This is a genomic window from Methylobacterium sp. E-005, assembly GCF_022829725.1.
In the GTDB taxonomy this organism is placed as follows: domain Bacteria; phylum Pseudomonadota; class Alphaproteobacteria; order Rhizobiales; family Beijerinckiaceae; genus Methylobacterium.
The window spans coordinates 1-13,775 of sequence record NZ_JAKSYG010000126.1 but is presented as its reverse complement, the minus strand read 5'-3'; the positions used below and the strand labels follow the sequence as shown (position 1 = coordinate 13,775).

The 13,775-nt window shown below is 71.3% G+C and carries 16 protein-coding genes and 1 pseudogene; 9 read left to right on the top strand and 8 right to left on the bottom strand.

The window, feature by feature from the left end; genetic code table 11:
- Positions 1-134: 134 nt before the first annotated feature.
- Complete coding sequence (locus MKK88_RS14685; protein ID WP_244000881.1) at positions 135-767, bottom strand: outer membrane protein; 633 nt, start codon at positions 765-767, stop codon at positions 135-137.
- A gap of 334 nt (positions 768-1,101) precedes the next feature.
- Positions 1,102-1,857: a hypothetical protein gene (locus MKK88_RS14680; protein ID WP_244000878.1), complete on the bottom strand. Its 756-nt coding sequence runs from the start codon at positions 1,855-1,857 to the stop codon at positions 1,102-1,104.
- A gap of 204 nt (positions 1,858-2,061) precedes the next feature.
- On the opposite strand from MKK88_RS14680, the gene gspG reads away from it, so the two are divergent.
- From gspG to MKK88_RS14655, 5 genes are all read left to right on the top strand, one after another.
- Positions 2,062-2,505: a type II secretion system major pseudopilin GspG gene (gene gspG, locus MKK88_RS14675; protein ID WP_244000876.1), complete on the top strand. Its 444-nt coding sequence runs from the start codon at positions 2,062-2,064 to the stop codon at positions 2,503-2,505.
- A 105-nt stretch (positions 2,506-2,610) separates the two neighbouring features.
- Positions 2,611-4,197 (top strand): ABC transporter substrate-binding protein, encoded by a 1,587-nt coding sequence (locus MKK88_RS14670; RefSeq protein WP_244000874.1) that lies wholly within the window; start codon positions 2,611-2,613, stop codon positions 4,195-4,197.
- A 13-nt stretch (positions 4,198-4,210) separates the two neighbouring features.
- Positions 4,211-5,710, top strand: a complete 1,500-nt coding sequence (locus tag MKK88_RS14665) for a M81 family metallopeptidase (protein WP_244000872.1) — start codon at positions 4,211-4,213, stop codon at positions 5,708-5,710.
- 85 nt (positions 5,711-5,795) lie between these two features.
- Complete coding sequence (locus tag MKK88_RS14660) at positions 5,796-7,367, top strand: ABC transporter substrate-binding protein (protein ID WP_244000870.1); 1,572 nt, start codon at positions 5,796-5,798, stop codon at positions 7,365-7,367.
- Positions 7,368-7,508: 141 nt separating this feature from the next.
- Positions 7,509-8,006, top strand: coding sequence for a hypothetical protein (locus MKK88_RS14655; RefSeq protein ID WP_244000868.1), 498 nt, complete (start codon positions 7,509-7,511; stop codon positions 8,004-8,006).
- Between the two features lie 157 nt (positions 8,007-8,163).
- Here the strand turns inward: MKK88_RS14655 and MKK88_RS14650 are convergent, their stop codons facing one another.
- Together MKK88_RS14650 and MKK88_RS14645 are read right to left on the bottom strand one after the other, a co-directional pair.
- Positions 8,164-8,529 (bottom strand): response regulator, encoded by a 366-nt coding sequence (locus MKK88_RS14650; protein WP_244000866.1) that lies wholly within the window; start codon positions 8,527-8,529, stop codon positions 8,164-8,166.
- Positions 8,526-10,025: a sensor histidine kinase gene (locus MKK88_RS14645; protein WP_244000895.1), complete on the bottom strand. Its 1,500-nt coding sequence runs from the start codon at positions 10,023-10,025 to the stop codon at positions 8,526-8,528. The genes MKK88_RS14650 and MKK88_RS14645 overlap by 4 nt, the downstream gene beginning before the upstream one ends.
- Before the next feature lie 332 nt (positions 10,026-10,357).
- Between MKK88_RS14645 and MKK88_RS14640 the strand changes: the two genes are divergently transcribed.
- Positions 10,358-10,642, top strand: a complete 285-nt coding sequence (locus MKK88_RS14640; protein ID WP_244000864.1) for a hypothetical protein — start codon at positions 10,358-10,360, stop codon at positions 10,640-10,642.
- Positions 10,643-10,695: 53 nt separating this feature from the next.
- Here the strand turns inward: MKK88_RS14640 and MKK88_RS14635 are convergent, their stop codons facing one another.
- Both MKK88_RS14635 and MKK88_RS14630 read right to left on the bottom strand, forming a co-directional pair.
- Positions 10,696-10,932 (bottom strand): hypothetical protein, encoded by a 237-nt coding sequence (locus MKK88_RS14635; RefSeq protein WP_244000862.1) that lies wholly within the window; start codon positions 10,930-10,932, stop codon positions 10,696-10,698.
- A 64-nt stretch (positions 10,933-10,996) separates the two neighbouring features.
- Positions 10,997-11,521 carry a DUF3016 domain-containing protein gene (locus MKK88_RS14630; protein WP_244000860.1) on the bottom strand — a complete coding sequence of 175 codons (525 nt, stop codon included), beginning with the start codon at positions 11,519-11,521 and terminating at the stop codon, positions 10,997-10,999.
- Between the two features lie 199 nt (positions 11,522-11,720).
- Between MKK88_RS14630 and MKK88_RS33845 the strand changes: the two genes are divergently transcribed.
- Positions 11,721-11,849: a hypothetical protein gene (locus tag MKK88_RS33845; protein ID WP_279602302.1), complete on the top strand. Its 129-nt coding sequence runs from the start codon at positions 11,721-11,723 to the stop codon at positions 11,847-11,849.
- A 22-nt stretch (positions 11,850-11,871) separates the two neighbouring features.
- Here MKK88_RS33845 and MKK88_RS14625 read toward each other — a convergent pair whose 3' ends face one another.
- On the bottom strand, positions 11,872-12,150 hold the full coding sequence (locus tag MKK88_RS14625; RefSeq protein ID WP_244000858.1) for an adenylosuccinate synthase: 279 nt from the start codon (positions 12,148-12,150) through the stop codon (positions 11,872-11,874).
- Between the two features lie 33 nt (positions 12,151-12,183).
- Positions 12,184-12,432 (bottom strand): DUF6894 family protein, encoded by a 249-nt coding sequence (locus MKK88_RS14620; RefSeq protein WP_409566668.1) that lies wholly within the window; start codon positions 12,430-12,432, stop codon positions 12,184-12,186.
- Positions 12,433-12,554: 122 nt separating this feature from the next.
- Between MKK88_RS14620 and MKK88_RS14615 the strand changes: the two genes are divergently transcribed.
- Positions 12,555-12,872, top strand: coding sequence for a hypothetical protein (locus MKK88_RS14615; RefSeq protein ID WP_244000853.1), 318 nt, complete (start codon positions 12,555-12,557; stop codon positions 12,870-12,872).
- Between the two features lie 607 nt (positions 12,873-13,479).
- Positions 13,480-13,775: pseudogene (locus tag MKK88_RS14610) on the top strand (flagellar biosynthesis protein FlgA); the annotation flags it as partial.

The window sequence follows — 13,775 nt, the reverse complement described above, 5'->3', positions numbered from 1 at the left end:
GCCGGCCCAAACAGCGAGATCAGCAGCGTCCGATGCTGCGCGCCGCCCAGCAGAGCGGGATCGTCTTCGGGTGGTGCGCCCTCGGGTCTCCGGCGCGGGCCTGCGATCCAGCAGCCCAATCGGCGTGAGGCCCCTCAGCGGATTCCGCCGCCGACCACGCCCGCCTCGACGGCCAGCGACAGCCGGTCCGTGACGGCCCATTCGACCCCGACCCCCGCCACCGGCCGCACCGCGATGTCCTGGCGGCTGAACGGCAGCGTCGCGGGCGTCGGCCCGACGCGCAGGGTCTCGTGCAGGGCCACGGCCCCCGTCTTGGCGTAGACCAGGACGTCCGGCGACAGCAGCGTCCCGACCTTCACCTCGATGGCGCCGGCGAAGTCACGGGCGTAGGCGAGGCGCCCATAGCCCTGCGTCAGGGTGCCGTCGAGCCCGGCCAGATAATCGAAGCCGCCGCTGATGCCGTAGAGGATCGGGCCCTCCTGCCACATCCGCCCGGCCTCGAAGCCGAGGGTCGGGCCGGACGTGCTGCCGAAATGCCGGGCACTCGTCACCGCATAGCCGGTCGACAGGCGGGCGTAGGAGCCGGTCCAGCGGCCGGCGGCATCCGCGACGGGCGCGGGCCAGGCAAAGGACGGCAGGGGCGCGAAACCGATCGACGGCCACAGGAGGGCCTGGGCGGCAGCGGGTCCCGCCGTCAGGCAGCAGGCCCCGAGCACGACACCGGCCACGAGCCGGCGGAACGGAAGGGACTCGGCGCGTCGGATCATGCCGGCAGCTTAGCCGAAGCCGTCGGGCGGCGACAGGGCGGCCGGTGCGCTCATCCGATCCCTGCCCGGGCGGGACTCATGGACGCCGGCGTGCCCGCGGTCGCGGCGAGCGACACGGGCCACGGGCTCAGCCCGACTTTCATCGCAACCGACGCCGCCTGACGCGTATGAACGCGGGGCATCGGTCCACGTCTTGCGGCGATCCGGCTCGGCGACGGGATGCAGGGGCGAGGCCGGCATCCGGCAGGCGGGGAAGTCGTCCGTGCCGACGCGCCGCGGGTGCGGCGCGCCGCGCAAAAGGGGCGGCGATGCGGGCATCGAGCGCCACGGCGCGTCAGGATCGTCCCGGCGCTGCGACCTCATCCCCCAGGGCCTGCGGGGCCGCCTGGGGGCTGACGGCCGTTCTGCGCAGGTGCCGCCACAGCAGGGCCGCCCCGAGGGACGTCACCACGATGCCGCCGAGCCAGAGGCCGATCAACATCGCGTACGCCACGGTGCCGTTGAACTCGCGCGTCAGGCCGAGCGCGAAGGCGGTGTACCAGGATACGCCCGAGACCGCCCCCGAGACCAGGAAGAGGGCGGCGCGCGGGGCCGACAGGCCGTGCAGGATCGGCCGGCCCACGTCCCGCAGCACGTTCGGCAGGACGGCGAGCGAGATCACGAGGCCGTTCAGGGTGAGCACGAGGACCACCGTGAGCTTGGCCCAGAGCTTCGGGTTGGCGAGCTTGTCGGGGGCCTCGACGGCGTAGAGCGCCAGGAAGCCCAGTCCCGAAAGCCAGAGCAGCGCCAGACCCACCGTGCAGACCTTGCTGACGAAGCCGAAGATGCGGGCGATCTCGCCGGGCAGGTCGCCCCAGCGCAGCCAGCGCAGGATCCAGAAATCCAGCATCGTCGCGCCGCCGAGCCCGAAGCAGACCCCGAGGAGGTGGAGCCCCACGAGCACGGTCAGCACGTGCACCGGGGGCAGCGGGCCTGGCAGCGCCAGGGTGAGGGGCTCGGCGATGGCCGGTCGCGCCATCAGGAGGGCGACGGGGACCAGGATCGCGGCGGCGGTGCGTGCGGCGGCACGCCGGGCGGATGGGATGGGCATGGCGGGGTCGCTCGCAGTCTCGCTCCGCGCCGGCCCGCCGACGCGAATGCGCAGACATTTGCGAGACGCAAATTAAAAATGGCTGAAACGTAGTGTCCAATTCACTGCGATCCGCGCAATCGCAATCTTCGAGCAGAAAAAGAAATTTTTAGGAAGCATACGCCATGGTGTCGAGGCAAGGATGACTCGGATCGGATTGGAACGATGGGGCAGGCGCACGCCAGGAGACTAGCGCGTAGATTGGATACAGGGCAGGATGGCTTCTCCCTGGTTGAACTTCTGGTTGTTCTTGCGATCATCGGCATGATCGCCAGCCTCGTGACGCCGCAGGTGCTCGGCTATCTCGGACGCGCCAAGGGCGAGACGGCCCGGATCCAGGTGAAGAACATCGTCCAGGCGGTCGAACTCTATTACCTCGATCTCGGCGGCTACCCGACCTCGGAACAGGGTCTGGCGGCACTGGTCCAGCCGACCGGTCCCGGCTGGCGGGGCCCCTATGTGCGCGACGCCCGCGGCCTGACCGACCCCTGGGGCCGGGCTTACCTGTACCGGTCGCCGGGCAGCCAAGGACCCTACGAGGTCTATTCCCTCGGCAGCGACGGCCAGATGGGCGGCGTGGGCGACGCGGCCGACGTGGCGAGCAACTGAGGACGGCCCCCGAATTGCCTCGTCGCCCCGCCGGCACCACTATGCGGCGCGCAACAAGGCGAAGGGCGTGCGATTTCTGATGGTGACAAGCACGGTTGAGCGTCCATGAGGCGTCGCGACGTCCTTGGCGGCCTAGCGGCCGCGTCCGTAGCCTCCGCGTCCCTGGCCCGGCCCGCCTTGGCGCAGTCCGCCAAGGTCCTGCGCTTCATTCCCGAGAGCGACGTCGCGGTCATCGACCCGGTCTGGACGACCGCGACCGTGACCCGCAATCACGGCTACCTCGTCTTCGACACCCTCTACGGCCAGACCGCGCGCTACGATTTCCAGCCGCAGATGGTGGCGGGCCACGCGGTCGAGGCGGAGGGCCGCCTCTGGCGGCTCACCCTGCGGGAGGGCCTGCGCTTCCACGACGGCGAGCCGGTTCTGGCCCGCGACGCGGTGGCGAGCATCCGCCGGTTCGCCGCCCGCGACGCCTTCGCCCGGGCGATGATGGAGGCGACCGACGAACTCACCGCCGCTTCCGACCGCGAATTGGTGTTCCGCCTGAAACGGCCCTTCCCGCTGCTGCCCGCGGCGCTCGGCAAGACCGGCACGTCGATGCCCTGCATCATGCCGGAGCGCTTGGCGAAGACCGACCCCAACGTCCAGGTGACCGAGATGGTCGGCTCCGGCCCGTTCCGCTTCAAGGCGGACGAGCGGGTGCCGGGGGCGCTCACCGTCTACGAGCGCTTCGACGGCTACGTGCCCCGCCCGGACGGCACGGCGAGCTTCACAGCCGGGCCGAAGCGCGCGCATGTCGACCGGGTCGAGTGGCGGATCGTGCCCGACGCCTCCACGGCGGCGAGCGCGCTGGCGGCCGGCGAGGTCGACTGGTGGCAGAACCCGACACCGGACCTGCAGGGGCTGCTCCGGGCCAAACCGGAGATCCGGCTGGAGGTGCTCGACGTGGCCGGCGGCATCGGCTGCCTCCGCTTCAACCACCTGCACCCGCCCTTCGACAATCCGGCGATCCGCCGGGCGCTGCTCGGCGCCATCGACCAGACCGAGTTCATGAATGCGGTGGCGGGCGACGAGCGCGCCCTGTGGAAGGACCATGTCGGGGTCTTCAGCCCCGATTCGCCGATGGCCACGCAGGCGGGCACCGGGGTTCTGGTCGGCCCCCGCGATTTCGGGGCGGTGAAGCGCGCCCTCGCGGAGGCCGGCTACCGGGGCGAGCGCGTGGTCATGCTCGACCCGAGCGATTATCCCGCCACCCACCCGCTGGCCCTGGTCGCCGCCGAGGCGTTCCAGAAGAGCGGGCTGAACGTCGACGTCGTCGCGATGGATTGGGGCAGCCTGGTGCAGCGCCGGGCGAGCCGCCAGCCCCCCGACAAGGGCGGCTGGAGCACCTTCGTCACCTACCTGAACGGCACCAACAACTTCGATCCCGCCGGCCAGCTCGGCATCCGCGGCAACGGCGATCAGGCGTGGTTCGGCTGGCCCCGGGCCCCGCGGCTGGAGGAGCTGCGCGCGCAATGGTTCGCCGCGCCCGATCCCGCGGCCCAGAAGGCGATCTGCGCCGAGATCCAGCGGCAGTTCTTCATCGACGTGCCGTATCTGCCGCTGGGCGCCTATTACGAGGCCACGGCCTATCGCGGGCTGACCGGGCTGCGCACCGGCTTCCCGCAATTATACGACGTCCGGCCGGCCTGAGGAGACGCAGCTGATGCGCATCGCCGTGCTCCAGTTCACCCACGAGACCGTGACGTTCCTGCCGAACGACACGACCCGCGACGACTTCATCTATCCGGGCTCCCCGGCGGGCGGCGAAGCGCTGCTCGCCACCGACCCCAAGGGCTACATGGGCGGCTTCGTCCAGGTCGCCCGGGAATACGAGGGCGTCGACCTCGTCGGCCTCACCTCGCCGCTCTGGCCGCGCACCGGCATCGGCTCGGGTTGGGTGATGCAGGACGCGTTCGAGCACTTCCTCGGCGCGATGCTGGCGGAGCTGGAAGCGGGGGCGCCGTTCGACGGGGTGTACCTCGCCCTGCACGGGGCGATGGCGGTGCGCGGGGTGCCGCGCCCCGAGGCCGAGATCGCCCGGCGGGTGCGGGCCATCGTAGGGCCGGGCGTGCCGATCGCCGCGACCTTCGACCCGCACGGTAACGAGGATGCGGAGTTCCTGCGCCACGCCGACATGGCGTTCGCGGTGAAGTACTTCCCGCACTACGACATGCACCTCCAGGGGCAGCGCGCGGCGCGGATGCTGGTGCGGACGATCCGCGGCAGCTTCCGGCCGGCGCACCGGACGATCCCCATCCCGATCCTCGCCCCGACGGTGGTGATGTGGACCGGCGCCTCGCCCTGGTCGGACCTCATCCAACGCGCCCTGGTCTGGGAGGCGCGGGAGCCCGACGTCTTCGTCAACGTGTTCTTCGGCTTCCCGTGGTCGGACGTGCCCGATGCCGGCATGGCGGTCCAGGTGCTGACGAACGGCGATCCCGATCTCGCCGACCGGATCGCCCGCGACATGGCGGCCTGGACGTGGCGGCACCGGGCGGCCCTGGTGTCGAGCGTCGCGATCCATCCGATGCGGGACGGAATCGCCAAGGCATCCGAGGCCGTGCGCGCGGGCGCGGCGCCGGTCGTGCTCGCCGATTACAGCGACCGCTCGGGCCGGGCGACCTGGCTGCTCGCCGAGGTGCTGGCCCAGGGGCTGGAGCGCGCGCTGATCGCCACGGTCGCCTCGCCCGCGGTGCTGGACCGGCTGATGGCCGGGGGCGTGAAGGCTGGCGATCCGTTCGACGCGGAGGTCGGCGGCCCCGTGAACGGGGAGGCGGAGCCCTCCGCGGGCGTCCCGGTCCGCATCACCGGGACGGTTCAGGCCATCGTTGAGGGTACGACCGGCCGGGGGGCCGGCACGTGGCTCTGCGTCGCCTTCGGCCGGGGCAACCTGCTGGTCCTCAGCCCCTACCTCGTCCAGATCATGGAGCCCTCGGAACTCTGGGGCCTCGGCCTCGAGCCGGAGGATTTCGACGTGGTGGCGATCAAGTCCCGGGTCCATTTCCGCCGGGGCTTCGACGACGGGGGCTACGCGCGGACGATCCTGCTGGTCGAGCCGCCCGAGCCGTTCGTCGGGACGGTGCATCTCGACGCCCTGCCTTACCGGAACCTCAGGCCCGGCGACTTCTACCCCTACGGCGAACCCGCCTTCGACGCCGGTTAGCCCGCAGGAAGTGCGATCGACGCGCTGCACGCGCCGTCTGGTCCGGCGGTTGCTACGCTTGCGCCTTTCGGGACCAGGAGCACGAATGAAGCGCCGCACATTCCTCGCCGCAGGGGCCGCGACCCTGGCGGTCCCCCGGATCGGACGGGCGCAGGGCAACCGGATCCTGCGGATGGTGCCCCAGGCGAACGTGACCTCGATCGACCCGATCTGGACGACGGCGATCGTGACCCGCAACCACGCCTACGTCATCTACGACACGCTGTTCGGCCTCGATTCCGGTCTGCAGCCCCAACCCCAGATGGCCGCCGGCCACCGGGTCGAGGACGACGGGCGCCGGGTCACCATCACGCTGCGCGAGGGCCTGCGCTTCCATGACGGCACGCCGGTCCTGGCGCGGGACTGCGTCGCCAGCATCCGGCGCTGGGCGGCGCGGAACGGCTTCGGCCAGGTGCTGATGGCGGCGACCGACGAACTGAGCGCCGACGGCGATTCCACGATCGTGTTCCGACTCAAGCAACCGTTCCCGCTGCTCCCGAACGCGCTGGCAAGCGTCAGCCAGCCGGCCTTCATCATGCCGGAGCGGATCGCCCGGACCGACCCGTTCAAGCAGATCACCGACGCCACCGGCTCCGGACCGTTCCGCTGGAAGGCCGACGAGTTCAACTCCGGTAGCCTGATGGTCTACGAGCGGCACTCGGGCTACGTGCCGGCCCCCGGCGCGCCGAGCCTGACGGCCGGCGGCAAGGTCGCGCATTTCGACCGGATCGAGTGGCAGATCATCGCGGACGGCGCGACCGCCGCCGCGGCCCTGCAGAACGGCGAGATCGACTGGTACGAGCAGCCCCCGCCCGAACTCCAGCAGCTGCTGGCCCGCAACCGTGACATCGTGGTTGAGGGACTCGACCGGTTGACCAACCCCGCCATCCTGCGGATGAACCACCTGCACCCGCCCTTCGACGACGTCGCGGTGCGCCGGGCGGTGCTGCCGGCCATTATCCAGAGCGACTTCATGGCGGCGGTCGCGGGCGACGACCCGGCCAACTACAACGACCGCTGCGGGATTTTTACGCCGGGCACGCCGATGGCGACCGAGGCGGGCCTCGATGGGCTCACCGGGCCGCGCAGCCTCGACAAGGCCAAGTCCCTCCTGAAGGCGGCGGGCTACAATGGCGCCAAGGTCCGGCTGATCGGCCCGACCGACATCCTGGCGCCCTCGGCGATCACCCAGGTGGCGGCCGATCTGCTGCCGCGGATCGGCTTCAACGTGGAGACGGCGCTCAGCGATTGGGGCACCGTGATCCAGCGCCGGGTTTCGCGCGAGCCGGTCGACAAGGGCGGCTGGTCGGTGCTGCTGACCACGTTCTCGTCCTTCGACAACGCCGATCCGGCCGCGCTCCAGCCATTGCGGGCGAACGGCGCCAACGCGTGGTTCGGCTGGCCGACGATCCCGAAGCTGGAAGCGTTGCGCACCGCGTGGTTCGCCGCCCCCGACGAGGCGTCGCGCAAGGCGATCTGCGCCGACATGCAGCGGGTGGCCCTCGACGAGGTGGTCTACGTGCCGGTCGGCTCCTACCGGTCGATGACCTCCTTCCGGCGCAACCTTACGGACCGCGTCGTGGGATTCCCGATCCTCTGGAACATCCGGAAGGCGTGACGGGTCTCCGGGACCGGATGCGGCGACGGGTCGTCCGGTCGGGTCTTTGACCGGCTGCAGCGCGTGCCGCACACTCGGCTCCGCGGCACGCCGGTGACGGGCGTGCGCGATCCGATCGCGGCACCACCCGGGGAGGCACCCATGCGCGCTGAGATCCCGCTCGACGCCGCCGCCACCGACAAAGGGGCGGGTCCGCTGCGGTCGGGACGCGCCGCGCTCGGTCTGCTGACGGTCGCGTCGCTGGCGGTCGCGGGGGCAGCGGCGGCCCGGGCGCCCATGACACACCTCGATCCCGACCTCGTCCGGGTGATCCGCTTCATGGCGGCGATCAAGGGTGGGCTCGCCCTCGCGGCTTGGATCGCCTGTTTCTGGCGTCTCGCCCGGCCTGCCGGCCCATGGCGGACGGCGACCTACGTCGTCGGCCCGCCCGCCATGGCGGGGGCCTCCATCGCCCTCGGGGCGCTGGTCAGTCCCGCGCTCGCCGCGGCTTTTCTGCATCTCGGCCTGCTCGCGGTGGTGGCGGCCGCACTGACCGATCGTGACTTCATCCCCGACCTGCCGTGGCGTGGGCGGCGGGGTGGGCGGCGGGGCGGGTCTGCGTCTGGAGGGCCGGGCCGACTGGGCGCACGAACCCGCTGACACGTTCGCCACGGGCCTGTTCGGGGTGCCGTGTGCGACGCGCACGAGCGCGCTGGGCCGGGACGGGGCGGAGCTACACCGGCGACCTGCGCCCCGGCGCCACCGCCCAGGTCGGTTCCGCCGGCCTGCAGGCCCGCGGGTGAGGGCGGACGGAGCCTTAGCCGAACAGGGCCTTCGCCACCATCTGAGGGTCGATCGGCTTCTGGCAGAGCGGCACGCCCCCGTGGGGCGGCGGCACGACGGTCAGGTCGTAGCCGGTGGCGAACAGGAACGGCACGCCGCGGGCCCGCAGCGCGTTGGCGACGGGATAGACCAGATCGTCCTGCAGGTTGATGTCGAGCACCGCCGCGTCGATCGCGTCCGTGCCGGCGATCAGCGCCAGCGCCTCGTCCACGCTGGGCACCGGACCGAGCACCTCGGCGCCGCTCTCCTCGAACCACGTCCGAAGGTCGGCGGCGATGAAGTAATCGTCCTCGACCAGCAGTACCCGCCGGCCGGTCAGCACCGCCGCGGCCGGCCTCATGGCAGGCTCCCCGCGGTTTCGCACTCGGGGAGGGGGATGTTGATCGCACATTCGAGGGCCGTCTCGCTCAGGGCATAGCGGGTCCGGGCCTTCAGCGCGTGGGGCAGCGCCTGCTCGATGAGTTCGCGCCCGTAGCCGCTGCGCGGGAACGTGTTCTGGGTCGGCGATGGGCGGACCAGCCCCTCCTCGACCCAGTCCATCAGGAGCCGGCGACCCTCCTCGGTCTCGCAGATCCGCCACGTCACGCTCAAGGTGCCCTCCGGCGCGGTGAAGGCACCGTATTTGAGGGCGTTGGTGGCGAGTTCGTGCAGGGCGAGCGCGAAGGTCTGCACGGTCGCCTTGCGCAGGCGCACCACCGGTCCCTCGATTCGGATGCGCGTCTGCGCGGTGGGGGCGTTGAGCGCGGCGAGTTCCGTCTCGATCAGCGTGCGCAGCGTGATCGGCTCCTGGTCCGAGCGGGACAGGAGCCCCTGCACCCGCGAGAGCGCCGACAGGCGGTCGTTGAACTGCTCCTTGAACAGCTCCCCCGGCCCGGTCAGCGCCATGGTCTGCTTCGCGATGGAGCGCACGACCCCGAGCAGGTTGCGGGTGCGGTGCTGGAGCTCGGCGACCATCACCTGCTGCCGCTCGTGAAGCTGGCGCAGGTCGTCGATATCGGTGGAGGTACCGAGCCACTCGACGATCCGCCCCTCGGCGTCGCGTACCGCCGCCGCGCGGGTCTGGAACCAGCGGTAGCGCTGCCCGGGGGCGTTGCGCAGCCTGTGCTCGTAGGAGAGCTGCCCGCTGGCCGCGGCCTCCTGCCAGGCGGTTCGGGCGACGGCAACGTCGTCAGGATGGACGGCCTCCAGCCAGCCCCATCCGAGGCTGCCGCCGTTGTCCTGTCCGGTATAGGCGATCCATTGCGGGCTCGCCCAAATGCAGGCGCCGTCGATCCCGGCGCGCCAGATGAGTTGCGGGATGCCCTCGGCGAGGGTGCGGAACAGCGCCTCGCTCTCGCGCAGGCGCCGCTCGGCGAGCACCCGCTCGGTGCTCTCCACCACGATGGCGATGACGCCCGCGGGCTTGCCCTCCTCGTCGAAGACCGGCGAGTAGTCGAGGTTCATCCAGACCGGCTCGGGCCGGCCGTAGCGGTGCAGGGTGAGTTCCTGGTCGCGGTAGGAGAGCGTCCCCCCGGCCAGCACCACGCGCATCACGTGGTCGTTGAAATCCGCGACTTCCGGCCAGCCCTCGCGCACCTTGGAGCCGAGGAGCTGCGGATGGCGTCCGCCCGCGAAGCCCGAATAGGCATCGTTGTAGATCATGATGCCGTCCGGGCCCCACAGGAGCACGATCGGCACCGGCGAGAGCAGCAGGGTGCTGACCGCGAAGATCAGGCTCTGCGGCCAGTCGGCGATCGGGCCGAGCGGCGTGCGCGCCCAGTCGTAGGTCCGCACCAGATCGCCGAGTTCGCCGCAGCCGGTCGGCAACGTCGAGGTCCCGCCCGTCCGGCGGGGGATCCGCGGAGCTTCGAGATGAGCGGGCACGGGATGGGCGGGGATGGGCGTGATCCGGCGATCGGCAAGGGTGTAGAATGGAGCGGGATCGGCTGCCGGCCCGTTCCCGCCCGCCGGGATTACTATACGTCCGACCGCCTTGGTAGGGGCGGCCGCCCCGGGCGGCCTCAGGCCGCTTTCCGCATCACGGCCCCGGCGCGCGGTGAACCCCCGTCCGGGGGCAGGTTCCGGAGCCCGAAACCGGTTGGGGACGGTGAACTTCCGGTCCGGTGCCGTGCTTTTCCGGCGAAGGCCGGGACCGAGGTTCCGCCGCGGCCGAAGGAGAGACGATCCCCATGCGTGCATCGAGCTTTGCCGCCATCCTGCTGACCGGTCTGGCAGCCGCTGCCCTGGCCGGTCCCGCCTCCGCGGCGCCGATCGGTCCGTCCCCGTCGCTGGCGGCCCCGGATGGCCTGCTGACGAGCGTCCGCGCCCGGCATCATAGCCGGCATCACCGGATGCGCCGCAGCGCCCGGATGCCGGCCGGCGCCCGGTTCAACAACGTCACCCGGGGCGCCATCGGTGGCGACAGTGGCGGCAACGCCGTGACCGGGAGCACGGCGGCCCCGAGCGGGCGGTAGGAATTCTTGCGCGGGCGGTGCCGAGAGCTGGAGACCGCCTGTCGGACGCGGCGTCAGCCGCCGCGATAGCCGGTCCCGCCGTTCCCCGCCGGGCCCTCGCGCTGCGGCTCCGCCTCGGTGCCGCCCTCGAACGCACCCATGTCGCCGGGCTCCGACTGGCCCGGCGACCGGGGGTCCTGCGGGTGCTTCGACACCGACCCGGGGAGATAGGGCCGCGCGCCCGGCGGATCCTCGGTCAGCACGGTGCGGGCGGCGTCGGGATCGGGCGCCTTCGGATCGGGTGTGGGCATCGCGGTTTGCAAACCTCTGGACTGCCAGGGAGACGGGGCAGCGGGCATCCCGGTTCCCCGCGCCCTACCGACGGCCTGGGTCCTCTGGGACGCGGCGGGCGAACCAGTCGCGCAGGATCGCGCGTTCGTAATACAGGCCGCCCGTCGAGAAGCGCGGGTTGGCTGTCAGCAGGAAATTGATGTCGGTCACCGTGTCCTCGCCATGTGCGACGATGCGCCCGCCCCGGTGGAGCGCGTAGGCGAGGCGGATTCGCGGTGGGGTCGCGTCGGTCACGACCCGGAGGCCCGTCGGCGTGGTGAAGCCCGGGCGCTCGAAGCCGGCGAGATCGACGTCGCGGACCGTGATGTCGAGAGTCTCCCCGGGCCGGAGCCGGGCTGCCCCGAGATCCCGAAGGATCCGGGTCAGCTCCGCCAGGGTGACCCGGAGCGGTTGACCGGACCCGAAGCGGTTCTCGGCATCGGTGAAGCGCTCCGGTGCGGCATACTGCACCCGCACCTCCGCGGAGGCCGGCGCACCTGCCAGCAGCGTCGCCGCGACGGCAAGGCCCGCCAAGCCGCCCACCAAGCCGCTAGCGATCTGCGTCCCCACGCCGAAGCTCCCGTCATCGGCCGGCCGTCGGACCGGCTCCGCTCATCGGAGGAACCACCGGGGAGGCGCGTGTTTCCCGGCCCTGATCCGGCCGGGCTGCGACCCGATCGACCCGCTCCGTTCATAGTCTCGCCGTGTTCCGGGCGCCCCTTGATGGGGTCGGCCCCGCGGGGCAGCCCGGTCCCGGGAGAACGACCCCATGCTGAACTCTATCCTCGCCCTTCTGACGGTCGCCGCGGTCCTGATGGCCAGGGCACTCATCAAGCTGCCGCTGCTGCCGTTCCGGCTCGTCGGACGCCTGTTGCGCGGCCGCCCGGCCGCCGCCTGAGCGGACGGGCTTACCGAGAGGGTCATTCGGCCGCGTCGATGGTGAAGGTCATTCCGCGGCCCGGGCCCTGATCGGAATAATCAACCAGCGTCAGGCCGCGCTCAGCCAGCGTCGCCACGACGGTTTCGTGCTCCTTGCGGACCATCTGTCCGATGGCCAGCGGTGTCAGCCGCGGACTCGCCTGCCGCAGCTGGTCGACCCCGATGCTCGCCGGCAGCCCTTCGCCCTCGGCGATCCGCGCCAGGGCGAGACCCAGATCCCGCGCCTTGGTCTCCGCGGCGGATTTCGGCTTGAAGGCCATTCTCAGTCTCCCTCTTTCCGGGCTCTGCGCCCCTCATGCGGCCCGGGCATCGACGTTCACGTCGGGGAACGCCCGGATCCAGACCCGCCGCCCCCGCGCGTCGTAGACCTCAACCTGCCAGCGCGACCAATCGAACCGCTCGATCACACGCTCCATCAGGGCCAGGGCCACGCGCTCGGCATGGACCCGCATCTGCGCGGCATTCGCCAGCCGGCTGCCCCCGAGGTCGGTTACCAACTCGTGGCCGTCCGTGCAGTGGAAGCGATAAAGCCTTGCCGGAATTTATGGTTTCCTGATCTATCCACAGCGATCCACTGCGATCCGGAGCCGCAACCCATCGATGGTTGAACCGCCCGGGCCGATCCGCTTTGTTCATGATATGTTCTAGATGGATTGGAGCCGCGATGCACGCAGATCCTGAGGCGATGCCTGTGGAGAGCCATCCCGTGGACGTGGTCAGGGAGGCCGAGACGATCGCCTGTGCGTATCATCGGGCTGCCCGGGGCGACACGTGGGGGGCGCTCGTGGCCGCCATTACGGACGCCCTGGCCGACCTCGATGCGGCAGAGCGGCGCATCGCCCGGCAGAGTCCCTTGATCTCCTGGGGTTACGCCCGCGGGCGGATCGGCGCGGGGGGCGGTCGACTGAGCTCAGGAACGGCTCAGAGTTCATGCTCTGACGCGCTGTCTCAGTCGGCTTCCGCAGCGGCGGAGAGCGCTTGAGGGCTAGCGTTGCGCGACGGTGGTGCCGGATCGGGGGTTCCGGTTCCGGCCTCCTCAACGGGTTTTGCGTGCGACTTGGCCACCGGTGCTCTCCGGCATCGCGAGCGCAGCGAAGCCACCCGGGGCAGCGCGCGATCGGCGAGCGTGGCGCGGACTGGATTGCCTCGCGTGCGCCCGCACGGACGGTGGCCCCGGGCAGGGCGCGCTCAGTCACCCATCGGCCTGAAGAAACCTCATCCCGGAGGGTATCGGAGACATCGCGATAGAACTGGGTCCGGTACGGTCTGCCCTGCCCCCTGTGCCCTTCCCGCAAACCCGTGTGATCCCGGGCGGGTCCAGGACCGCCGGAGAGGGAAGGGTGCTTCGTCCTCAGGGCGCTGGCGCAGATCGGGACATGTGCATCCGCAAACGCGCAGGACAGCGGGCGTGCCGCATCGTTCGGCCGGATGGGCCGGTCGTGTCATGCGACAGGTCTCCAACGGGGCCGGGAACCGCCCTAAGCAGATCTCAGAGACGTGGCCGGCGGTTTTGCGACAAAACCCCGCTTCGGCACAGGTCCGAGCCAGGCGATCCCGATGAAGCGGACGCCACCCAGGGAGAACGCCCCATGTCCCTCTTCGCCAAGCTGCAGCGACGCGCCAGCGAGGGCCGGCCCGTGCGGGTGGGCCTGATCGGGGCCGGCAAGTTCGGCTCGATGTACCTGTCGCAGGCGCCCCGCACGCCGGGAATCCATCTGACCGGGCTGGCCGACCTGTCGCCGGACCGGGCCCGCCAGTCCCTGCGGCGGGTCGGCTGGGACGAGGCCCGCTTCGCGGCGGCCGGGATGGAGGAGGCCGCGCGGCACGGCACAACCTTCGTCACCGAGGATGCCGACGCGATGATCGCGAGCCCGTTCGTGGACAT